The sequence below is a fragment of the Serratia nevei genome, assembly GCF_024160145.1.
GTDB classification, from domain to species: domain Bacteria; phylum Pseudomonadota; class Gammaproteobacteria; order Enterobacterales; family Enterobacteriaceae; genus Serratia; species Serratia nevei_A.
Window position 1 is genome coordinate 22,247 of record NZ_JAMYWQ010000032.1, and the last position, 22,067, is coordinate 44,313.

Below are 22,067 nucleotides of genomic sequence, written 5' to 3' on the forward strand. Positions count from 1 at the left end.
AACGCAGTCTAAAAATAGGCGCGTGGCCGCCGGCCAGGTATCTGCGATGCAGTGGCGGAGTGAGCCCGCCACCGGGGGTAATGATGCCTGTCGGCCGGTCAGTTGCCGGATAACTGTTTTGCCGGCTATCCATTCAGTATAGATGTCCGGCAAAACAGACTCGCACAGAGTCAGGGGAGAGCGGTGGGAGAAAAGGGCCGGCAGAACCGGCCCCGACGTTGGCACCGGGCGGTTTCCCGCCCGGTTGGCGTATTACATCGTTTGAGTGAAGGTACGAGTAATGACGTCCTGCTGTTGCTCTTTGGTCAGCGAGTTGAAGCGCACGGCGTAACCGGAAACGCGGATGGTCAGCTGAGGGTATTTCTCAGGGTTTTCCATCGCATCCAGCAGCATTTCGCGGTTCATCACGTTGACGTTCAGGTGCTGGCCGCCTTCGATGGAGGCTTCATGGTGGAAGTAACCATCCATCAGGCCCGCCAGGTTGGCTTTACGCACGTCGTCGTCTTTACCCAGCGCGTTCGGCACGATGGAGAAGGTGTAGGAGATCCCGTCTTTCGCGTAGGCAAACGGCAGTTTGGCTACCGAGGTCAGGGAGGCTACTGCGCCTTTCTGGTCGCGGCCGTGCATCGGGTTGGCACCAGGGCCGAACGGTGCACCTGCGCGGCGGCCATCCGGGGTGTTACCGGTTTTCTTACCGTACACCACGTTGGAGGTGATGGTCAGTACGGACTGAGTCGGTACCGCATTGCGGTAGGTGCGCAGTTTCTGAATTTTCTTCATGAAACGTTCCACCAGGTCGCAAGCGATGTCATCGACGCGAGCGTCGTTGTTACCGAACTGCGGATACTCGCCTTCCACTTTGAAGTCGATGGCCAGGCCGTCTTCGTCGCGAATGGTGGTAACTTTCGCGTACTTGATGGCAGACAGGGAGTCGGCCGCCACGGACAGACCGGCGATGCCGCAAGCCATGGTGCGATAAACGTCACGGTCATGCAGCGCCATCAGCGCAGCTTCGTAGCTGTACTTGTCGTGCATGTAGTGAATGATGTTCAGCGCGGTCACGTACTGCTTGGCCAGCCAATCCATAAAGTGGTCCATGCGTGCCATGACTTTGTCATAGTCCAGCACTTCGTCCATCATCGGCGCTTCTTTCGGGCCGACCTGCATTTTCAGTTTTTCGTCAACGCCGCCGTTGATGGCGTACAGCATGGTTTTCGCCAGGTTAGCGCGGGCGCCGAAGAACTGCATTTGTTTGCCGACGATCATCGGGCTGACGCAGCAAGCGATGGCATAGTCATCGTTGTTGAAGTCAGGGCGCATCAGGTCGTCGTTTTCGTACTGAACGGAAGAGGTGTCGATGGACACTTTCGCTGCGAATTTCTTGAAGTTCAGCGGCAGCTTCTCAGACCACAGGATGGTCATGTTCGGCTCCGGAGACGGCCCCATGGTGTACAGGGTGTTCAGGAAGCGGAAGCTGTTTTTGGTGACCAGGGTACGGCCGTCTACGCCCATACCGGCCAGAGATTCCGTTGCCCAGATTGGGTCGCCGGAGAACAGCTCATCGTACTCAGGGGTACGCAGGAAGCGCACCATACGCAGTTTCATCACCAGGTGGTCGATCAGTTCCTGCGCTTGTTCTTCAGTCAGTTTGCCCGCCTTGATGTCGCGCTCGATGAACACGTCGAGGAAGGTGGACACGCGGCCGAAGGACATGGCGGCGCCGTTCTGGGATTTCACCGCGGCCAGGTAGCCGAAGTAGGTCCACTGCACCGCTTCTTGCGCGCTGGTGGCCGGGCCGGAGATGTCGTAGCCGTATTTGGCGGCCATCTCTTTGATCTGAGCCAGCGCGCGATGCTGTTCAGCGATCTCTTCGCGCAGTTGGATGGTCATTTCCAGATCTTCGCCGTTTTCCAGTTTTTCCTGCAGGGATTTGAACTGGTTCAGCTTGTCGGCCATCAGGAAGTCGATACCGTACAGCGCCACGCGGCGGTAGTCGCCGATGATGCGGCCGCGGCCGTAGGCATCTGGCAGACCGGTCAGCACGCCGGATTTACGGCAGTTCAGGATGTCTTTGGTGTAAACGTCGAATACGCCCTGGTTATGGGTTTTACGGTATTCGGTGAACACTTTTTTCAGCTGCGGATCCAGCTCGCGGCCGTACACTTTGCACGAACCTTCGACCATTTTGATGCCGCCGAACGGGATCAACGCGCGTTTCAGAGGGGCGTCGGTCTGCAGACCTACGATGGTTTCCAGCTCTTTGGTGATGTAACCCGCGTCGTGAGAAGTGATGGTTGCAGCAACGTTGGTGTCGAAATCAACCGGCGCGTGAGTGCGGTTTTCCAGTTTGATCCCTTCCATAACCTTGTCCCACAAGGTGGTGGTGGCCTGAGTGGCGCCAGCCAGGAAGGATTCGTCACCCTCATAAGGCGTGTAGTTTTTCTGGATGAAGTCACGAACGTTGACTTCATTCTGCCAGTCACCCTTGCTGAAACCTTCCCAAGCGTTGGCTAATTTCTCGTTAAGTTCGGTCATTGTACACCTACCTTTGATTGTGGATTTCTAACTCTGCGCGCGGTAACTCACAGCTTAGTGCTGTTCGCGGCCCCCGCGCAGATAAATTACCCAGTAAGTCAACCCAACCAGCAGGCCGCCGCCGATGATGTTGCCGATAGTGACCGGAATCAGGTTGTCGATGATGAAGTTGCTTACTGTCAGATGAGCGAATTGCTCAGGTACCGCCCCTACGGCCTGCCAGAACTCCGGCGTGGCGAAGTGTTTGACCACGATGCCCATAGGGATCATAAACATGTTGGCGATGCTGTGTTCGAAGCCGCTGGCGACAAACATCCCGACCGGCAGCACCATGGCGAGCATCTTGTCGGTCAGGGTGCGGCCGGAGTAGCTCATCCAGACCGCCAGGCAGACCATCAGGTTAGCCAGAATGCCGAGGCACACGGCTTCGATAAAGGTGTGATGCAGCTTGTGGTCTGCGGTTTGCAGGACATTCAGGCCCCACTGGCCGTTGGCGACCATATACTCGCCGGAGAACCAGATCAGCGCCACGAAGAACAGCGCGCCGACCAGGTTGCCGAGATAAACGTTCAGCCAGTTGGCGCCCAGCTGGCCCCAGCTGATGCGGCCGCTGGCCTTGGCGATGACGATGAGCACGGTTGAGGTGAACAGGTCGGCGCCCGACACCACCACCAGCATTAACCCGAGAGAGAAGCAGATGCCGCCGACCAGTTTCGCCAGCCCGAAAGGCACGCCGGCGGTGCCGGTGGTCGCCGTGATGTAGAAGACGAAGGCGATGGAAATGAAGACACCGGCGGTGATCGCCAAATAAAACGTTTTCAGCGGATGTTTGGTGGCTTTATACACGCCGGCATCTTCAGCGATTTTCGCCGTGGCCGCAGGTAAAATCAGATCGAAGGGGCTGTCAGTTTTCAAACTAACTCTCGCTCTTAAGGGTTAAAACAACGCAATGAGATACTAGCAAAGCAGTATAGGGGAAAATTTGATTTGGATCATAAGGCGGGGAAGTAGAGCGGCAAAATGGCGTGTTTTTTGTGTGGTTTTTGTGGTTAATTTATTGATTTTTAAGTAAAAACATTTTTTTAATGTTTACAAATTTTTTTGAATACACCGGGTGGACGGCATGGGGTAAAGTTAAATTTTTAGGCGTTTTGTCGCCGTGCAGCGCTGAAAGTTTAATTATCGGTTAATTATTATTTCACCGTCCGGCAACAATTGACGGTTTATTTATTTTTATGGTCGTTTAACCGCCAATTTTCCGGCGAGAAAATAAAAGCGAATGCGTTGAAATACACCGTAAAAATGAAAACGCCGCAGCGAAGTGCGGCGTTTGGCAACTGGGGTACTCCCAAAGTGGCAGTATCCCCTGACGATGCTTAGACCTTGGCCCAGTGGCGGCGTTTGGCCGCCTGCAGCTTCTCGTAGGCCGCCAGCAGCGCCTGATGGGCCGGCAGCGCCTTCAGATCGGCATCGACGGCAAACAGCCCGTTGAAGCGCTCTTCACCGCTGATGGCGGCGGAGGCGGCGTCGACCGCTTCCTGGCCGTACATCTTCACGAACGCGGTGTAGTACTGCGCCGCTTCGCGCTCAGGCTCCTGCGCCAGCAGCAGCAGCGTTTGCAGGCAGCGGTAGTAGTTGCTGCGCGCCGGGCTCAGCACCGAGGCGTTGAAGTCCTGCGTCCATTCGGTCCAGATCAGCGCCTGATCCAGATCGCCGCCCGCCAGCGCCAGCATCGACTTCAGCTCGCCCACGCGCAGGGTATGCCAGGCGTTGTCTTTGCCGCTGGCAATGCCCAGCAGTTCGCGTACGCGGGTGAAATCGTCCAGCCCTTCGTCGTCCAGCTGCTCGATCAGCGCCAGGTACTCTTCCGGCTGCCACTCGCTGCCCGGCAGCGCCAGCAGCGTATCGCGCAGGTGCGCACCCATGCTGTTGTTGGCCAGCAGCAGGTCTTCCGCCGGATAAATGTCGGACATGCCCGGCACGATGATGCGGCAAGCGTAGACGCCCAGGTGCTCGTAGTCGGCGATGTACACTTCCGCGTCTTCTTTGTCGAAGATGCTCATCAGGGTGGCGAACTCTTCCTGCGTGCTGCCGCTGAAGCTCCAGTCAACGAACGGGTAATCGGCATCCTGTTTGAACAGATCCCAGGAGATCAGGCCGCTGGAGTCGATGAAGTGCGTTTCCAGATTGGTGTGTTCCGCCACTTCTTCGTCATCGAAGGTCGGTGCGGTGAACACGTCGAGGTCTTTCAGGCTGCGGCCCTGCAGCAGTTCGGTCACCGTGCGCTCCAGCGCCACGCCGAAGTCCGGGTGCGCGCCGAACGAAGCGAAGCAGGTGCCGTTGGTCGGGTTGAACAGCACCACGCAGATCACCGGATAGTTGCCGCCCAGCGAGGCGTCGTAGGAGAGGATCGGGAAACCTTCCTCTTCCAGCTTGGCAATGGCTTCCACCACGCCCGGGTAGCGATTCAGCACTTCGTCCGGGATCGCCGGCAGGCTGATGGATTCGGCGATGATGCGGTTTTTCACATAGCGCTCGAACACTTCCGACAGGCCCTGCACGCGCGCTTCGTTGGCGGTGTTGCCGGCGGACATGCCGTTGGAAACATACAGGTTGCCGATGATGTTCATCGGGATGTACACGGTTTGCTGGTCGGACTGACGGGTAAACGGCAGCGCGCACACGCCGCGATCGCCATTGCCGGATTGCAGATCGACAAGATCGCTGGCGCTCAGCTCTTGCTGCGGATCGTAGAAGGCGTGCAGGCGCTCGTCGAGGAGGCCGGCCGGCAGCGCGTCGTCTTCAGGGATCGGGAACCATTTTTCATTCGGGTAGTGCACGAAGTCGCCTTCGGCAATCTGCTTGCCCAGATAGAAATCGGCGAAGAAGTAGTTGGTGGACAGGCGCTCGAAATATTCACCCAGCGCGGAGGCCAGCGCGGCTTTTTTGCTGGCGCCTTTGCCGTTGGTGAAGCACAGCGGGCAATCGCGATCGCGAATGTGCACTGACCACACGTGCGGCACCGGGTTCAGCCAGGAGGCTTCTTCGATGTTGAAACCGAGATCGCTCAGTTTCTGCTGGAAACGGGCGATGGAGTCTTCCAGGGCGGCGTCTTTACCGGGGATAAAAGTTTGCGTCATTGTCTTCACTTTTTGCGCGTACTAAAAACGCGCAATGATACGGGGTTTTACGCTGGAGCTCCACGTATTCCTAAAGCGGCGGTAAAGTCACAGTTTTTTTAAGGATAAAGGCCATAATTCAGCGAGTTATCTGTCACGGAGAAATCTAATGAAATCAGTGAAACTCAGCGCGTTAACCCTCCTGTTGACCGGCGTCAGCGCCTCGGCGCTGGCGCTGCCCAACATCACTCTGCTGGCGACCGGCGGCACCATTGCCGGCGGCGGCGATTCGGCGACGAAATCCAACTATACGGCGGGCAAGCTGGGCGTCGAGGCGTTGGTCGATGCGGTGCCGGCGCTGAAAAACATCGCCAACGTGCAGGGGGAGCAGGTGGTGAACATCGGTTCGCAGGACATGAACGATCGGGTCTGGCTGACGCTGGCGAAGAAAATTGACGCCGACTGCGGCAAGACCGACGGTTTCGTCATCACCCACGGCACCGATACGCTGGAAGAGACGGCCTACTTCCTCGATCTGACGGTGAAGTGCGATAAGCCGGTGGTGCTGGTGGGGGCGATGCGGCCGGCGACGGCGATGAGCGCCGATGGTCCGTTCAACCTGTATAATGCGGTGGTGACGGCGGCGGATCCGCAATCGGCCAACCGTGGGGTGCTGGTGGCGATGAACGACACCGTGCTGGATGCGCGCGACGTCACCAAGACCAACACCACCGCCGTGCAAACCTTCCAGTCGCCAAACTACGGCCCGCTGGGGTATATCCACAACGGCAAGATCGATTACCAGCGCTCGCCGCAGCGTAAGCACACCCGCGATACGCCGTTCGACGTCAGCAAGCTGAACGAACTGCCGAAGGTCGGCATCGTTTACAACTACGCCAACGCCTCCGATGCGCCGGCCAAGGCGCTGATCGCCGAAGGCTACCAGGGCATCGTCAGCGCCGGGGTCGGCAACGGCAACCTGTATAAAACGGTGTTCGATACCCTGGCGACGGCGGCGCACAACGGTGTGGCGGTGGTGCGTTCTTCGCGCGTGCCAACCGGCGCCACCACCGAAGATGCAGAAGTGGACGACGCCAAGTACGGCTTCGTCGCCGCCGGCACGCTGAATCCGCAAAAAGCGCGCATTCTGCTGCAGCTGGCGCTGACGCAAACCAAAGACGCGAAGCAGATTCAGCAGATGTTCAATCAGTACTGATCGTTTTCTCTTCTGCGGGGGCCGGCCGGGCTCCCGCAGCCATCTTGGCTGAATACAGCATAAAACACCGCGTTAACCCGCTGAATTTCCCCATGTCGCAGGGTTTTATCGTCCAAACAATCGCGACGGCCGCAGAGCCTGTCATCACCCGGCGCGGCCGTTTGCCGCCGATGGGCGAATAAGCGTTGCAGCCATGGGGCGTGAGTGATAAAACCGATGGGTTGGTTAACGCGAGCGTTAACTTCGGGCGTCTTTTCGACAGGTCGCTTTTCTGCGGCGAACAGTGAATGTGGTGAGGGGAAATGACTCAGGTTTATAATTTTAGCTCTGGCCCGGCGATGCTGCCGGTAGAAGTGTTGCGTCGTGCGGAACAGGAACTGTGCAACTGGCACGGGCTGGGCACGTCAGTGATGGAGATTAGTCACCGCAGCAAAGAATTCATCGCCGTTGCCGAGCAGGCGGAACAGGATCTGCGCGATCTGCTGAAAGTCCCCTCCAACTATAAAGTGCTGTTTTGCCACGGCGGCGCCCGCGCGCAGTTCGCCGCGCTGCCGCTGAACCTGCTGGGCGACAAGGCCACTGCCGACTATATCGACGGCGGCTATTGGGCGCACAGCGCCATCAAGGAAGCGGAAAAGTATTGCGCCCCGAACGTCATCGACGTGAAAACCCGCATCGATGGCCTGAGCGGCATCAAGCCGATGAACGAGTGGCAGCTCAGCGACGACGCGGCTTATGTGCACTATTGCCCGAATGAGACCATCGACGGCGTGGCCATCGATGAAGCGCCGGACTTCGGCGACAAGGTGGTGATCGGCGATTACTCCTCGACCATCCTGTCACGCCCGCTCGACGTCAGCCGCTTCGGCGTGATTTATGCCGGCGCGCAGAAAAATATCGGCCCGGCCGGCCTGACGCTGGTGATCGTGCGCGACGATCTGCTGGGCAAGGCGCGTAAAGAAGTGCCGTCGATCCTCGACTACACCGTGTTGGCCGAGAACGACTCGATGTTCAACACCCCGCCGACCTTCGCCTGGTATCTGTCCGGGCTGGTGTTCAAATGGCTGAAAGAGCAGGGTGGCCTGGTGGAGATGCAAAAGCGCAATCAGGCCAAGGCCGAACTGCTGTACGCGACCATCGATAAATCCGACTTTTACCGCAGCCAGGTGGCGATCGCCAACCGTTCCTGGATGAACGTGCCGTTCCAGCTGGCCGATGCGGCGCTGGACAAGGTGTTCCTCAGCGAAGCCGAGGCCATCGGCCTGCAGGCGCTGAAAGGCCACCGGGTAGTTGGCGGCATGCGCGCTTCTATTTACAATGCCATGCCGCTGGCCGGCGTGCAGGCGCTGACCGACTTTATGGCCGACTTCGAACGTCGTCACGGTTGATCCCGTCAGCTCGCCCGGCGCGGGCTGACCCTGGCTGTTGTCCTTTTGCATTAAAGCGGCTCCGGCATTATTCCGGAGCCGTTTCGTTTATCAGAATTGGAGAGTTTTGTTCACATGGTGGATTCCCTGACGTTACACCCGGTCGCGCTGGTCAATGGCACCGTCAACTTACCCGGCTCCAAGAGCGTTTCTAACCGCGCTCTGCTGCTGGCGGCGCTGGCGAAAGGCACGACCCGGCTGACCAACCTGCTGGACAGCGACGACGTGCGTCATATGCTGAACGCGCTGCAGGCGTTGGGCGTGAACTATCAGCTTTCCGCCGATCGTACCGTATGCGAAGTGACCGGCGTGGTCGGACCGCTGGTGGCCGATCGGCCGCTGGAACTGTTCCTCGGCAACGCCGGCACGGCGATGCGTCCATTGGCGGCGGCGCTGTGCCTCGGTGAAGGCGACGTGGTGTTGACCGGCGAACCGCGCATGAAAGAGCGCCCGATCGGCCATCTGGTGGACGCGTTGCGCCAGGGCGGGGCGCAGATTGATTACCTCGAGCAGACCGATTACCCGCCGATTCGCCTGCGTGGCGGGTTCCGGGGCGGCGACGTCACCGTTGACGGCAGCGTCTCCAGCCAGTTCCTGACCGCGTTGCTGATGGCCGCGCCGCTGGCGCCGCAGGATACGCAGATCCACATCAAGGGCGAGCTGGTTTCCAAGCCGTACATCGACATCACGCTGCACCTGATGCGCACCTTCGGCGTATCGGTGAGCCACGACAACTACCGGGTGTTCCATATCCAGGGGCGCCAGACGTATATCGCGCCGGGCGATTACCTGGTTGAGGGCGACGCTTCTTCCGCCTCTTACTTCCTGGCGGCGGCGGCGATCAAGGGCGGCACCGTGCGCGTGACCGGCATCGGCCGCAAAAGCGTGCAGGGCGACACCAAGTTTGCCGACGTGCTGGAGAAAATGGGCGCGCGCATTACCTGGGGCGACGATTTCATCGAATGCAGCCGCGGTGAACTGCGCGGCATCGACATGGACATGAACCACATTCCGGACGCGGCGATGACCATCGCCACCGCAGCACTGTTCGCCGAGGGGCCGACCACCATTCGCAATATCTACAACTGGCGGGTGAAGGAGACCGACCGTCTGGCGGCGATGGCCACCGAGCTGCGTAAAGTGGGGGCGGAAGTGGACGAAGGCGAAGACTACATTCACGTCGTGCCGCCGGCCAAGTTGCAGTTCGCCGAGATCGGCACCTACAACGATCACCGTATGGCGATGTGTTTCTCGCTGGTGGCGCTGTCGGATACTCCGGTCACCATTCTCGATCCGAAATGCACGGCGAAAACCTTCCCGGATTATTTCGAACAGCTGGCGCGCATCAGCCAGCCGGCGTAACCCGTCAAATCGTTTATTTTAAGGCCCCTTTGTGGGTCTTTATCGTTTTTAAGCTTTGGCGACCGGCGTTTCTTCTATACTTTTTCGCGGTTGTGCGCTTATTTTCAACAACCGGACAGTTCCAGGGTAACAGATCGCCGCAGGGCAGCGTATAATACGCCACCGTATTTGCCCCTGATTGGGCAGGTGACAGAGAGCGCGGCGCGCGGGCTTCGAGCCGAAGCACGCCGTCTTTCTGTGAGGTTTTCTACCTGAAGGAGAGAGAAATGACGGCTACAGCCCCGGTGATAACCGTTGATGGGCCAAGTGGCGCAGGCAAAGGCACGCTGTGTAAAGCCTTGGCCGAGTCCCTTGGTTGGCGTTTGCTGGACTCCGGCGCGATCTATCGCGTGCTGGCGTTGGCGGCGTTGCATCATCAGGTAGATATCACTTCTGAGGAAGCGCTGGTTCCGCTGGCCGCACATCTCGATGTTCGCTTCGTTGCCCAGGACGGCAAGCTGCAGGTGATTTTGGAAGGTGAGGACGTCAGCAATGAGATCCGCACCGAAACCGTCGGCAACACCGCGTCGCAAGCGGCAGCGTTTCCGCGCGTGCGCGAGGCGCTGCTGCGCCGCCAGCGAGCATTCCGCGAGGCGCCCGGCCTGATTGCCGATGGCCGCGACATGGGCACGGTGGTGTTCCCGGACGCACCGGTCAAGATTTTCCTCGACGCCAGCTCGGAGGAGCGCGCGCACCGCCGCATGCTGCAGTTGCAGGAGAAGGGCTTTAATGTTAACTTTGAACGTCTTTTAGCCGAGATAAAGGAACGGGACGACCGTGACCGTAATCGGCCTATCGCGCCTCTGGTGCCTGCTTCTGACGCCCTCGTGCTGGATTCGACCAGCATGTCGATCGAAGAAGTGATCCGGCAGGCGTTGATGCATGCACAGAAAGTGTTGGCGTTGCCGCAGCGATAAGCGCGGCGGCGCTATTGGCTTTTTGTCATATTTGTCATAGCGGTATCGCAATATATCGGGTAAAATTTTACCCCTGTAACCTTAAACCCTGTCGGCATGGAGCCAATGGCGGGGTATGTGAAACAACCCCATTCGGCGGGACGCTAAATGGACGTTAAACTAAAGAACCCTGAAGATTAACAACATGACTGAATCTTTCGCTCAACTCTTTGAAGAATCCTTAAAAGAAATCGAAACCCGCCCGGGTTCCATCGTTCGTGGCGTCGTTGTTGCTATCGACAAAGATATCGTACTGGTTGACGCCGGTCTGAAATCTGAGTCTGCCATCCCGGCTGAGCAATTCAAAAACGCCCAGGGCGAGCTGGAAATCCAGGTTGGTGACGAAGTTGACGTTGCTCTGGATGCTGTTGAAGACGGCTTCGGTGAAACCCTGCTGTCCCGTGAGAAAGCTAAGCGTCACGAAGCTTGGATCACGCTGGAAAAAGCTTACGAAGAAGCTGAGACTGTAACCGGTGTTATCAACGGCAAAGTGAAGGGTGGCTTCACCGTCGAGCTGAACGGCATCCGCGCGTTCCTGCCAGGTTCCCTGGTTGACGTGCGTCCGGTACGTGACACTCTGCACCTGGAAGGCAAAGAGCTTGAGTTCAAAGTCATCAAGCTGGATCAGAAGCGCAACAACGTTGTCGTTTCTCGCCGTGCGGTTATCGAATCCGAGAACAGCGCTGAGCGCGATCAACTGCTGGAAAACCTGCAGGAAGGCATGGAAGTTAAAGGTATCGTTAAGAACCTCACTGACTACGGTGCATTCGTTGATCTGGGCGGCGTAGACGGCCTGCTGCACATCACTGACATGGCTTGGAAACGCGTTAAGCACCCAAGCGAAATCGTCAATGTTGGCGATGAAATCACTGTTAAAGTGCTGAAGTTCGACCGCGAGCGTACTCGTGTCTCCCTGGGCCTGAAACAGCTGGGCGAAGATCCATGGGTTGCTATCGCGAAACGTTACCCAGAAGGCACCAAGCTGACTGGTCGTGTTACCAACCTGACTGATTACGGCTGCTTCGTAGAAATCGAAGAAGGCGTTGAAGGTCTGGTACACGTTTCTGAAATGGATTGGACCAACAAAAACATCCATCCGTCCAAAGTTGTTAACGTGGGCGACGTAGTGGAAGTGATGGTTCTGGACATCGATGAAGAACGTCGTCGTATCTCCCTGGGCCTGAAGCAGTGCAAATCCAACCCATGGCAGCAGTTCGCAGAAACCCACAACAAGGGCGACCGCGTTGAAGGTAAAATCAAGTCTATCACTGACTTCGGTATCTTCATCGGCCTGGACGGCGGCATCGACGGCCTGGTTCACCTGTCTGACATCTCCTGGAACGTTGCAGGCGAAGAAGCAGTACGTGAATACAAGAAAGGCGACGAAATCGCAGCGGTTGTTCTGCAGGTTGACGCAGAGCGCGAGCGTATCTCCCTGGGCGTGAAGCAACTGGCTGAAGACCCGTTCAATAACTACCTGTCTATGAACAAGAAAGGTGCTATTGTTACTGGTAAAGTCACTGCAGTTGACGCCAAAGGTGCTACAGTTGAATTGGCAGGCGGCGTAGAAGGTTACCTGCGTGCATCTGAAGCCTCTCGCGACCGCATTGAAGATGCAACTCTGGTTCTGAACGTAGGTGACGAAGTTGAAGCTAAATTCACCGGCGTTGACCGTAAGAACCGCGTTGTAAGCCTGTCCGTACGTGCTAAGGACGAAGCTGACGAGAAAGACGCCATCGCAACTGTTAACAACAAACAGGAAGAAGGCAACTTCTCTAACGCAATGGCTGAAGCTTTCAAAGCGGCTAAAGGCGAGTAATGACGGGGGGCGGTTTCTGACCGCCCCGATACGGTAGTTTAGCTGCAAAGCTTGGAGGTACTATGACCAAGTCTGAACTTATTGAAAGACTTGCTGGCCAGCAATCTCATATTCCGGCGAAGGCCGTTGAGGATGCAGTGAAAGAGATGCTTGAGCACATGGCCGCAACGCTGGCCGAGGGCGAACGCATTGAGATCCGCGGATTCGGCAGTTTTTCTCTTCACTACCGTGCCCCGCGTGTAGGCCGCAACCCGAAAACCGGTGACAAAGTCGAGCTGGACGGCAAGTACGTCCCTCACTTCAAACCAGGCAAAGAGTTGCGTGACCGCGCCAATATCTATGGCTAGTCGCTGACTGTTCATAGCGTTGTTGCTTGTAAAGAATATAAAACGGTGCCTTTAGGGCGCCGTTTTTTTTCGCCTGCGATTCTCCGCGCCCGCTCATGAATTGCGTAGTGCACCGCATTTGCAGTCTGGCTGCTGCATAGGCCTCTTTTATCCTGCCATGTTTGCCGCATTCTCGTTAAAACCCGCTGGCGGCGATATATTGCCTGAATAATCCTGTTTGTCCGCCGTAACGCGCTTTTGCTGATGGCGGGGCGATGGGAGAAGAACGATCAAGATTTCGCTGGATCTGGCGATATTCGCCGTTATCTGCGGCATCCTGCCGCTGCTGGTTTTACCGCAGTTGCCCGAGCAAGGGCTGCTGTGGCCGATGCTGTTTGTCGCCTGTTTACTGCTGCGCACCCGTTGGCCATTGTGCCGGTATTTGGCCTGTCTGGGATTGGGATTCACATGGGCGGTTTTCAACGCCGGAAGCCTGCTTGGGCAAATGGAACGCTTAAGCCGCGGGCCGGAAGTGGTGGCGGTAGTGCAGGTAAGCAGTATCGCGCTGGTGCCCGCAGTCGGTAAACAGACGCTGATGCGCATCGAGCGGATCGGCGGTCATTGGCTGGCGCCGGCGCTGGCATTCACTACGACATGGATCCCAGGGGCGCAGCGGCTGTGTGCCGGGCAGCGTTGGCAATTGAAACTGCGTTTGCGGCCGGTGCATGGCAAACTCAATGAAGGGGGCTTCGACAGCCAACGCTGGGCGATCGCGCAGCGCCAGCCGCTAACCGGTTTGGTCAAGCAGGCACGCCTGCTGGACGGCGATTGTGGCCTGCGCCAGCGCATAATCAGCCATGCGGAAACCAACATCGGTGAATTGCGTTACAAAGCGGTGTTGCTGGCGCTGGCATTTGGTGAGCGAACCGCGCTGGAACAGGCTTTGCGCACGCTGATGCTGAAAACCGGCATCGCCCATCTGATGGCCATCTCGGGGCTGCATGTGGCGATGGTCGCCATCTTGTTCTGGATGGTGCTGCGTGCGCTGCAGTTTTTTTTCCCCGCCCATCTGATTGGCCATCGCTTTCCGCTGGTCGCGAGTTGGGTGGCAACGCTGATCTATGTCTGGTTGGTAGGCGCCCAGCCGCCGGCGGTGCGCACCGCGTTGGCGATGACGCTGTGGATGCTGCTGCGCCTGCGCGGCGTCCATTGTTCCTCCTGGCAAGTGTGGCTGTGGTGTATCGGGCTGATTTTGCTGTGCGATCCGCTGGCGGTATTGTCAGACAGTTTCTGGCTGTCGGTGCTGGCGGTAGGCTGCCTGATCTTTTGGTTCGAATGGGCGCCGCTCAGTGAGCGGTTTCGTTCGGCCTGGTACTGGGCACCGGTGCGTTGGTTGCATATTCAACTCGGCATGACGCTGCTGCTGGTGCCGCTGCAGGCCGCGTTGTTTCTGGGCCTGACGCTAACCTCGCTGCCCGCTAATCTTTGGGCGGTGCCTATCGTCTCGTTGGTGACGGTGCCGCTGATTTTGCTGGCGGTGATCGGCGGCTTTTTCCCTTCGTTAAGTTACGGGCTTTGGTGGCTGGCGGATTTCACGTTGAGCTGGGTGTTTGTGCCGTTAAATTACCTGCAGCGCGGTTGGATGGATTTGGGCGCCGCCTCGCTGTTGGCTAGCGCAGCAGGATGGTTCATCGTCATCTGGTGGCGTTTTCATTGGTGGTGGCGCTATGCGCCGGGCCTGGCGACGATAGCGATATGCTGCGTGCTGTGGCGAGAAAAAGAACCGGGTTACCGCTGGCGCGTCGATATGCTCGATGTCGGGCATGGCCTGGCGGTGGTGATCGAGCAAAACGGCAAGGGGGTACTGTATGACACCGGCGATCGTTGGCCAACCGGTAGCGCTGCCGAGCGGCACATCTTACCGATGCTGAACTGGCGGGGCATCGAACTGGAGCAGATCATTATCAGCCATATTCACCTCGATCATATCGGTGGGCTGCCGACGATGCGGCGAGCGTTTCCGCAGGCTAGGGTGCGTAGCCCGATACGTGGGGCGGGGCACTTGCCCTGCGTTGCCGGTGAGCGATGGCGCTGGCAAGCGTTGCAATTTGAGGTGCTGTGGCCGCCGAAAACGCTCAGAAGGCCGGTCAATGACGACTCCTGCGTGATCCGTATCGACGACGGGAAATACAGCCTGCTGCTCACCGGCGATGCGGAAAAGAAGGCAGAGGCGCAGCTGCTGCGATGGCGGCGCGACCGTTTAGCGGCCACGGTGTTGCAGGTGGGGCACCATGGCAGCAGAACCTCCTCGACGCCGCCGTTTCTGCGCGCGGTGGAGCCTGAGCTGGCGCTGGCGTCAGCATCTCGTTACAGCAAATGGCGTTTGCCGGCGCGTCAAGTGGTCGCCAGATACCGGAAAAATGGCATTACATGGCGCGATACGACACGCTCCGGCCAGTTATCGGTACTTTTTTTCGACAACGGTTGGCAAATTAAAGGCTTTCGCGAACAATTAATGCCCCGTTGGTATCATCAGCGGTTTGGCGTAGAGGGTGATAATGAGTAAAATAGGCCGCTATTTCTTCCGATGCTGGTATTTGCATGATGAATGATAAAGATCTCTCGACCTGGCAGACATTCCGTCGACTCTGGCCGATGATCACTCCTTTTAAGACCGGGCTGATTGTGGCCGCCATTGCGTTGATTATGAACGCAGCGGGGGACACGCTGATGCTGTCTCTGCTTAAACCGCTATTGGACGATGGGTTTGGAAAAACCGACAGCAGCGTGCTGGTGTGGATGCCGCTGGCGATCATCGCGCTGATGCTGATGCGCGGCGTGACCAGCTTTGTTTCAAGCTACTGCATTTCCTGGGTTTCCGGCATGGTGGTGATGCAGATGCGCCGTCGCCTGTTTGGCCATATGATGAGAATGCCGGTGGCCTTCTTCGATCAGCAGTCCACCGGGACGCTGCTGTCGCGCATTACCTATGACTCCGAGCAGGTGGCGTCCTCCTCTTCCAGTGCGCTGGTAACCGTGGTGCGTGAAGGGGCTTCGATCATCGGCCTGTTCATCATGATGTTCTATTACAGCTGGCAGCTGTCGGTGATCCTGATTGTGCTGGCACCGATCGTCTCCATCGCCATTCGCCTGGTGTCCAAGCGTTTTCGCAACATCAGCAAGAATATGCAGAACGCCATGGGGCAGGTGACCACCAGCGCCGAACAGATGCTGAAAGGCCATAAAGAAGTGCTGATCTTCGGTGGCCAGCAGGTGGAAACCGAGCGCTTTAACTCGGTCAGCAATCGCATGCGCCAACAGGGCATGAAACTGGTTTCCGCATCTTCGATTTCCGATCCGATCATTCAGCTGATCGCTTCGCTGGCCCTGGCGTTCGTACTGTTTGCCGCCAGCTTCCCAAGCGTGATGGAAACCCTGACTGCCGGTACCATTACCGTGGTGTTCTCGTCGATGATCGCGCTGATGCGTCCGCTGAAGTCGCTGACCAACGTCAATGCCCAGTTCCAGCGCGGGATGGCGGCGTGTCAGACGCTGTTCTCTATTCTGGATATGGAACAGGAAAAAGACACCGGCACCCGCGAAGTGAAGCGTGCGAAAGGCGACATCGAATTCCGCAACGTCACCTTCTACTACCCGGCCAAAGAAACGCCGGCGCTGCGTGATATCAACCTGAAAATCGCCGAAGGCAAGACCGTGGCGCTGGTGGGCCGCTCGGGCTCGGGTAAATCCACCATCGCCAACCTGCTGACGCGCTTCTACGATATCCAGAAAGGCGAAATCCTGATGGATGGCCACGATCTGCGTGAATACACTCTGGCCTCATTGCGTAATCAGGTGGCCCTGGTCTCGCAAAACGTGCACCTGTTCAACGACACCATCGCCAACAACATCGCCTATGCGCGCGAGAGCGAATACAGCCGCGAGCAGATTGAGAAAGCGGCCGAAATGGCGTACGCGATGGACTTCATCAACAAGTTGGACAACGGTCTGGATACGGTGATCGGTGAAAACGGCTTGATGCTGTCCGGCGGCCAACGTCAGCGCATCGCCATCGCGCGCGCGCTGCTGCGCGACTGCCCGATTCTGATCCTGGATGAGGCAACTTCTGCACTGGATACCGAATCCGAACGCGCCATCCAGGCCGCGCTGGACGAGCTGCAAAAAGACCGCACTTCGCTGGTGATCGCGCACCGCCTGTCGACCATCGAGAAGGCGGACGAAATCCTGGTCGTGGAGGACGGGCGCATCGTCGAGCGTGGCGAGCACGCCGAGTTGCTGGAACGGCAGGGCGCTTATGCGCAGCTGCATCGTATGCAGTTTGGTCAATAATGATTGAGCGCATCTGGTCCGGCGGGTCGCTGCTTTACCTGGCGCTGTTGCCGCTCTCCTGGCTGTATGGCCTGTTCAGTTGGCTGATCCGCCTCAGCTACCGCTGTGGTCTGCGTAAAAGCTGGCGTGCGCCGGTGCCGGTGGTGGTGGTGGGCAACCTGACCGCCGGCGGCAACGGCAAAACGCCGATGGTGATCTGGCTGGTGGAGCACTTGCAGCAGCGGGGCTATCGCGTTGGCGTGGTGTCGCGCGGCTACGGCGGCAAGTCGGCGGTCTATCCCCTGCTGCTCAATCAGGGGACCTCGACCCGCGAGGCGGGCGATGAGCCGGTGCTGATTTATCAGCGCACCGGTGCACCCGTGGCGATCGCACCCAAGCGGGCCAAGGCGGTGCAGGCCTTGCTGCAACAGCAGCCGCTGGATGTGGTCATCACCGATGACGGTTTGCAACACTACGCTTTACAGCGTGATTTCGAACTGGTGGTGATCGACGGCGTACGTCGTTTCGGTAACGGTTGGTGGTTGCCGGCCGGGCCGATGCGCGAGCGTGCCGCGCGGCTTGGCAGCGTCGACGCGCGCGTCGCCAACGGCGGCGTGGCGCAGGCCGGAGAGATCGCCATGCGTCTGCAGGCGCGTGACGCGGTGAACCTGCTGAGCGGTGAACGCCGTCCGGCGGCAGAGCTGCCGCGCGTGGTGGCGATGGCGGGTATTGGCCATCCGCCGCGTTTTTTCGCGACGTTGGAAAAGTTGAACGTCGAGGTGGTGCAGGAAGTGGCTTTCGCCGATCATCAGGAATATCAGCAGGCGCAGCTGGCGGCGCTGGTTACCGCAGAGCAAACGCTGCTGATGACGGAGAAGGACGCGGTGAAATGCCGCGCCTTTGCTCAGCCCAATTGGTGGTATTTGCCGGTTGATGCGGTGCTACCGTCCGCTCAGGCTGAGCAACTGCTGCAGGGTATCGAATCTCTGCTGACTAAATAGTTTCAGGAGGCCAGCGTGGCAAGCCCCAGAGCTTGCGCGCAGGCTTCCAGCGACCGTTGCTGGGTTTGCTGGTACAACGCCAGCTCGTCGATCACCTCACTGCCCAACGCTTGTTCAAATGCCGCCCGGCTGGAAGCCGCGTTGTACTGAGCGTGGCGGCGGTCACCCAGATTCGACTGGAAAATCCCCGCCGCGCTGACCGGCAGAAAATCTTCATACACCAGCGGTTGGAAGCGAACGTGTTCTTTCTCGAGCAGTTGCTCCAACGTGCTGTACTTATCCAGCGACTCTTTGGCTGCCAGGCCGCACTCGGTTGGGAAATAGCGGAACCAGGCCAGCTGCTGTTCGCGCAGCGTGGCGTAATCATCCGGAAACGCCCGGAAGTTTTCCTCCAGCAACTGATAGTAGCGTTCGGCATTCTTCTCGCTTGGCGGCGCCTGCAGCGCATCGTTGGTCGCCTGCAGCAGACGGTCGTAGAGTTCGCGTCCTTTAGGCGTCAGCGCCACGCCGCGCTGTTCGATTTCGCCGAAGCGCGCGGTATGGCGGCCGGCGACGGCGCGGCCTTCGTGTTCAACGAAATCAACGCTTTCTTCCAGCGCCTTGAAGCTGGTCTGGCGCAGCAGGATCGCGCGACGCCGCCGGGGTGGACCTTCAATGACCGCCTTGGGCGTAATGCCACGGCCGGGCATTGCCTGTTGAACGCGATCGATATCCAGCGTGCGTGGCGTCAGGTGATTGATATGCGGCCCTTTAAACGCCACCACGTCGGCGATCAGGCGATGCTGATCGTGCAGCTGCCGATACTCTTCGGCGCTGACCGTCGCCTGATTGTGCCAGCGGAAGGTTTCCAGCGCTTGCTCGACAAATTCTTGCGCCTGCGCTTCATGTAATCCGCCTTGCGCTTCCTCTAGCGCTATCAACTCCAGCGCGCGATCGGTAAAGATGCGGCGGCGCGCCAGCAAGCGCTCGGCCAACTCACGCAGCGCGGGATCTTCTATCAACTCCAGGCGCAGCAGGGAGGTGAACACGCGAAACGGACTGATCTGCAGCGCGTCTTCGTGTACGGCGCGAAAGGCGGTGGAGTGCACCGGCACGCCCGCAACCGACAGGTCGTAGTAACCGACCGGCGCCATGCCCATCACCCGGAACAGGCGGCGCAGAGTGGCCAGCTCATCTGCGGTGCCTACCCGGATAGCACCGTGGCGCTCCATGGCCAGGCGTTCGATCTCGCCGGTGATTTGCAGTTGATGAGCCAGTGCGGCATCTTCGCGCAGAACCTGTCGGTTGGTTTCCGCCACCAGCTCCAGCAGATCGCCGTACAGCGGTACCTCTTTTTGGTACATGTCCGACATCGCGTGAGAGAATCTGGCGCGGATTTCATTAGGTGAAACGAACTGCTGGGCGGTCATGCGCATAGCTCCTTGATTCAGCATAATCTGAAAATTCGTGTTTTTAGCGGCAAAAGTGCTGGCGAAAAAGCCGTCTGCCTTGTTTTCCCCTCAAGTTTAGCCATCTGATCTGGGATTTGTTATAGAGGCGCCAAGCATATTAGAGTTTTATGCGTTAGCTCTCATTTGCAGCGCACAGACGGACAAATGATGCGCCGGCCTGGGGGCAGAGGCGGTGGATGGGCTGCGGAGAACGGTAAATTAATTCATGTGTATTCAGGGGTATAAAAATAAATTCGGCGTAATGGCGAATTTAATGCAATAAACCTCTTGTGCATTCACCATTTTTATGAGTAAATGCAAGTCGGCCTGTGATCCAGACCTATTTATGTTCGAGTTTAGAGTTAAGCAGTTCCTCCAAAAACGTTATCATCCGATTCCGCTTCAAAGACGAACCTTCTAAGTACCTCCCATAAGTAATGTTTCTGAAACGGCCCCAATTGCCTCTTATGGCAGGTTTTGTAAATATATTTAAAGGTAAATGTAATGTCTAAGAAGACTGGTCAGGTTAAGTGGTTCAACGAAAGCAAAGGTTTTGGTTTCATTGAGCAGCACGACGGCGGCAAAGATGTATTCGTACACTTCTCCGCAATCATGACCGACGGTTTCAAGACCCTGGCTGAAGGCCAGCGCGTCGAGTACACCATCCAGGACAGCCCGCGCGGGCCGGCTGCCGCCAACGTAGTTGCTCTGTAAGATTACAGGGAACGCGTATAAGAGATCTTAATACAACCATGGCGGCGCTTTAGCGCTGAGTCATGCGGAAGATATTAAGTTCAACAAGCCCGCCTTAGTGCGGGTTTTTTATTTTTTGCTCACGAGAGGTTTGTTACGAAAAACTTTAGGATGGGCTGGTAGCGTCCAGACAATATAAAAAATGACGTTGTCAAGGATGCTCAAGTAAAAGGATATAAGTTATGTTTAAAAATACTGTGTTAAAAATGGGCCGCGTGAAATGGTTTAATCAGGCCGAAGGCTATGGTTTTATTTCACCGGTAGATGGCAGCGACGAAATCTATGTCAATCGCAACGCTATCGCCAACACCAAAAATAAGTCGTTGAACGAAGGTCAGAACGTTGAGTTCTCGATCTATCGCAGCTCGCATGGGCTGTCTGCGGCAGACGTTATCGCGTTCTGATCGCACCCTCCTTCCTCGCCAGTGCCGGTGTCGCCACCCGCAAGCACTGGCGAAGATAAATCTCTCGATATCCACTATTATCAGGCCACTGCCTACTTGCCACGGATATCAGGATGACCCCCCCGATGATTTCCCTTACCGCCGCTCGCGCGCTGCACCTTGCTGCCCAGGGGCTGCTTGCTCCGCTTAAACGCCAGGCTCGGCCAGATGACGTCGTGAGTGCGATCCAGCGCATGGGGCTGTTACAAATCGATACCATTAGCGTCGTTGCCCGCAGCCCTTATCTGGTGCTGTTCAGCCGCTTGGGGGCCTATCAGCCGGAGTGGCTGGAGCAGGCGCTCGCTGGCCGCAAGCTGTTCGAGTATTGGGCGCATGAGGCTTGTTTCCTGCCGATCGAGGATTTCGGTCTGCTGCGGCATCGCATGCTGGCGCCCCATGATATGGGCTGGAAATACTCGGCCGACTGGGTGCAGCAGCACCAGGCGGCGATGGACAGCCTGCTGCGGCACATCGAACAGCAGGGGCCGGTGCGTTCCGCCGATTTCAGCGCCGAGAAAAAGGGCAACAGCGGATGGTGGGATTGGAAACCGGAGAAACGACACCTGGAGATCCTGTTTACCGCTGGCAAGCTGATGGTGGCCGAACGCCGCAATTTCCACCGGGTTTACGATCTGACCGAACGGCTGCTGCCGGGCTGGGACGATGCGCGTCATACGTTGTCTGCGGAGCGGGCGCGCAGGCAGATGCTGCGCCGTACCTGCCGCTACCTGGGCATCTTCCGCGCCGAATGGTTGGCGGATTACTATCGGCTGAAACGCGTGGCGCCAAAAGCCTTGTTGGCAGAGCTGCAGGAGCAGGGGGCGATTACGCCGATGCAGGTAGATGGGCTGGAAGGGCAGTTCTATGTGCATGAATCACTGGCGGAACTGCTGCCGCTGGCGGCGCAGGGCAAACTCAAATCGACGGTCACCAGTCTGCTGTCACCCTTTGATCCGGTAGTTTGGGATCGTCGCCGGGCGCTGGAGCTGTTCAACTTTGACTATCGGCTGGAGTGTTATACGCCGAAAGAAAAACGCCGCTATGGGTACTTCACTTTGCCGGTGCTGCACCGCGGTGAGCTGGTAGGGCGCATTGACGCCAAGGCGCACCGCCGCCAGGGCATATTCGAGATCATCAGCTTCCACGCGGAGCCGCAGGTGCGCTTCGGCAAACAGCGGGCGCAGGATATCCGGCAAGCCATCGCGCGCACGGCCAAATGGCACGGTGCGCAACGCGTCGCGCTGGGCGACATTCCGGCCGCGTTGGCCGCCGAATGGGGAGCCGGCTGGGAAGTGGGATAACGAACGACGCC

At 57.9% G+C, this 22,067-nt stretch carries 16 protein-coding genes; 12 read left to right on the forward strand and 4 right to left on the reverse strand.

The window, feature by feature from the left end; all coding sequences use genetic code 11:
• Positions 1–252: 252 nt before the first annotated feature.
• From pflB to ycaO, 3 genes are all read right to left on the reverse strand, one after another.
• A complete protein-coding gene (gene pflB, locus M6G53_RS19255) occupies positions 253–2,535 on the reverse strand; it encodes a formate C-acetyltransferase (RefSeq protein WP_253333815.1) in 2,283 nt (760 codons plus the stop codon).
• A 54-nt stretch (positions 2,536–2,589) separates the two neighbouring features.
• Positions 2,590–3,450, reverse strand: a complete 861-nt coding sequence (gene focA / locus M6G53_RS19260; protein WP_019454548.1) for a formate transporter FocA — start codon at positions 3,448–3,450, stop codon at positions 2,590–2,592.
• A 461-nt stretch (positions 3,451–3,911) separates the two neighbouring features.
• Positions 3,912–5,675, reverse strand: a complete 1,764-nt coding sequence (ycaO, locus tag M6G53_RS19265) for a 30S ribosomal protein S12 methylthiotransferase accessory factor YcaO (protein WP_253333817.1) — start codon at positions 5,673–5,675, stop codon at positions 3,912–3,914.
• A 148-nt stretch (positions 5,676–5,823) separates the two neighbouring features.
• Here ycaO and ansB point away from each other — a divergent pair, with 148 nt between their 5' ends.
• The 9 genes from ansB to lpxK all read left to right on the forward strand — a co-directional run bounded on the left by ansB (position 5,824) and on the right by lpxK (position 18,129).
• Positions 5,824–6,870 carry an L-asparaginase 2 gene (ansB, locus tag M6G53_RS19270; protein WP_253333819.1) on the forward strand — a complete coding sequence of 349 codons (1,047 nt, stop codon included), beginning with the start codon at positions 5,824–5,826 and terminating at the stop codon, positions 6,868–6,870.
• Between the two features lie 302 nt (positions 6,871–7,172).
• Complete coding sequence (gene serC, locus M6G53_RS19275) at positions 7,173–8,258, forward strand: 3-phosphoserine/phosphohydroxythreonine transaminase (RefSeq protein WP_253333821.1); 1,086 nt, start codon at positions 7,173–7,175, stop codon at positions 8,256–8,258.
• A gap of 114 nt (positions 8,259–8,372) precedes the next feature.
• On the forward strand, positions 8,373–9,659 hold the full coding sequence (gene aroA, locus M6G53_RS19280; RefSeq protein ID WP_253333823.1) for a 3-phosphoshikimate 1-carboxyvinyltransferase: 1,287 nt from the start codon (positions 8,373–8,375) through the stop codon (positions 9,657–9,659).
• Between the two features lie 266 nt (positions 9,660–9,925).
• Positions 9,926–10,615 carry a (d)CMP kinase gene (gene cmk, locus M6G53_RS19285; protein ID WP_253333825.1) on the forward strand — a complete coding sequence of 230 codons (690 nt, stop codon included), beginning with the start codon at positions 9,926–9,928 and terminating at the stop codon, positions 10,613–10,615.
• A gap of 184 nt (positions 10,616–10,799) precedes the next feature.
• Positions 10,800–12,473, forward strand: a complete 1,674-nt coding sequence (rpsA, locus tag M6G53_RS19290; RefSeq protein WP_004928267.1) for a 30S ribosomal protein S1 — start codon at positions 10,800–10,802, stop codon at positions 12,471–12,473.
• A 62-nt stretch (positions 12,474–12,535) separates the two neighbouring features.
• A complete protein-coding gene (ihfB, locus tag M6G53_RS19295) occupies positions 12,536–12,820 on the forward strand; it encodes an integration host factor subunit beta (RefSeq protein ID WP_004928264.1) in 285 nt (94 codons plus the stop codon).
• 268 nt (positions 12,821–13,088) lie between these two features.
• Positions 13,089–15,365: a ComEC family protein gene (locus M6G53_RS19300; RefSeq protein ID WP_436286536.1), complete on the forward strand. Its 2,277-nt coding sequence runs from the start codon at positions 13,089–13,091 to the stop codon at positions 15,363–15,365.
• 35 nt (positions 15,366–15,400) lie between these two features.
• Positions 15,401–17,149: a lipid A ABC transporter ATP-binding protein/permease MsbA gene (gene msbA / locus M6G53_RS19305; RefSeq protein WP_253333826.1), complete on the forward strand. Its 1,749-nt coding sequence runs from the start codon at positions 15,401–15,403 to the stop codon at positions 17,147–17,149.
• Positions 17,149–18,129, forward strand: a complete 981-nt coding sequence (lpxK, locus tag M6G53_RS19310) for a tetraacyldisaccharide 4'-kinase (protein WP_253333828.1) — start codon at positions 17,149–17,151, stop codon at positions 18,127–18,129. Before msbA ends, lpxK begins: the two co-directional genes overlap by 1 nt.
• Positions 18,130–18,131: 2 nt before the next feature.
• Here lpxK and hglS read toward each other — a convergent pair whose 3' ends face one another.
• Entirely contained in the window at positions 18,132–19,538 is a 1,407-nt protein-coding gene (gene hglS, locus M6G53_RS19315; RefSeq protein ID WP_253333830.1) for a 2-oxoadipate dioxygenase/decarboxylase HglS, read from the reverse strand.
• A gap of 525 nt (positions 19,539–20,063) precedes the next feature.
• On the opposite strand from hglS, the gene cspE reads away from it, so the two are divergent.
• The 3 genes from cspE to M6G53_RS19330 all read left to right on the forward strand — a co-directional run bounded on the left by cspE (position 20,064) and on the right by M6G53_RS19330 (position 22,056).
• A complete protein-coding gene (gene cspE, locus M6G53_RS19320; RefSeq protein ID WP_004928244.1) occupies positions 20,064–20,273 on the forward strand; it encodes a transcription antiterminator/RNA stability regulator CspE in 210 nt (69 codons plus the stop codon).
• Between the two features lie 221 nt (positions 20,274–20,494).
• Positions 20,495–20,716: a cold-shock protein gene (locus M6G53_RS19325; RefSeq protein ID WP_004928241.1), complete on the forward strand. Its 222-nt coding sequence runs from the start codon at positions 20,495–20,497 to the stop codon at positions 20,714–20,716.
• A 113-nt stretch (positions 20,717–20,829) separates the two neighbouring features.
• Positions 20,830–22,056, forward strand: a complete 1,227-nt coding sequence (locus M6G53_RS19330; protein ID WP_253333832.1) for a winged helix-turn-helix domain-containing protein — start codon at positions 20,830–20,832, stop codon at positions 22,054–22,056.
• The last annotated feature ends 11 nt before the right edge of the window (positions 22,057–22,067 follow it).

What these genes read in the sequence shown, in the direction of transcription:
- pflB (WP_253333815.1), bottom strand. Translation starts at nt 2,535, where the DNA reads ATGACCGAACTTAACGAGAAATTAGCCAACGCTTGGGAAGGTTTCAGC.
- ycaO (WP_253333817.1), bottom strand. Translation starts at nt 5,675, where the DNA reads ATGACGCAAACTTTTATCCCCGGTAAAGACGCCGCCCTGGAAGACTCC.
- ansB (WP_253333819.1), top strand. Translation starts at nt 5,824, where the DNA reads ATGAAATCAGTGAAACTCAGCGCGTTAACCCTCCTGTTGACCGGCGTC.
- serC (WP_253333821.1), top strand. Translation starts at nt 7,173, where the DNA reads ATGACTCAGGTTTATAATTTTAGCTCTGGCCCGGCGATGCTGCCGGTA.
- aroA (WP_253333823.1), top strand. Translation starts at nt 8,373, where the DNA reads ATGGTGGATTCCCTGACGTTACACCCGGTCGCGCTGGTCAATGGCACC.
- cmk (WP_253333825.1), top strand. Translation starts at nt 9,926, where the DNA reads ATGACGGCTACAGCCCCGGTGATAACCGTTGATGGGCCAAGTGGCGCA.
- rpsA (WP_004928267.1), top strand. Translation starts at nt 10,800, where the DNA reads ATGACTGAATCTTTCGCTCAACTCTTTGAAGAATCCTTAAAAGAAATC.
- ihfB (WP_004928264.1), top strand. Translation starts at nt 12,536, where the DNA reads ATGACCAAGTCTGAACTTATTGAAAGACTTGCTGGCCAGCAATCTCAT.
- msbA (WP_253333826.1), top strand. Translation starts at nt 15,401, where the DNA reads ATGATGAATGATAAAGATCTCTCGACCTGGCAGACATTCCGTCGACTC.
- lpxK (WP_253333828.1), top strand. Translation starts at nt 17,149, where the DNA reads ATGATTGAGCGCATCTGGTCCGGCGGGTCGCTGCTTTACCTGGCGCTG.
- hglS (WP_253333830.1), bottom strand. Translation starts at nt 19,538, where the DNA reads ATGACCGCCCAGCAGTTCGTTTCACCTAATGAAATCCGCGCCAGATTC.
- cspE (WP_004928244.1), top strand. Translation starts at nt 20,064, where the DNA reads ATGTCTAAGAAGACTGGTCAGGTTAAGTGGTTCAACGAAAGCAAAGGT.
- M6G53_RS19325 (WP_004928241.1), top strand. Translation starts at nt 20,495, where the DNA reads ATGTTTAAAAATACTGTGTTAAAAATGGGCCGCGTGAAATGGTTTAAT.
- M6G53_RS19330 (WP_253333832.1), top strand. Translation starts at nt 20,830, where the DNA reads ATGACCCCCCCGATGATTTCCCTTACCGCCGCTCGCGCGCTGCACCTT.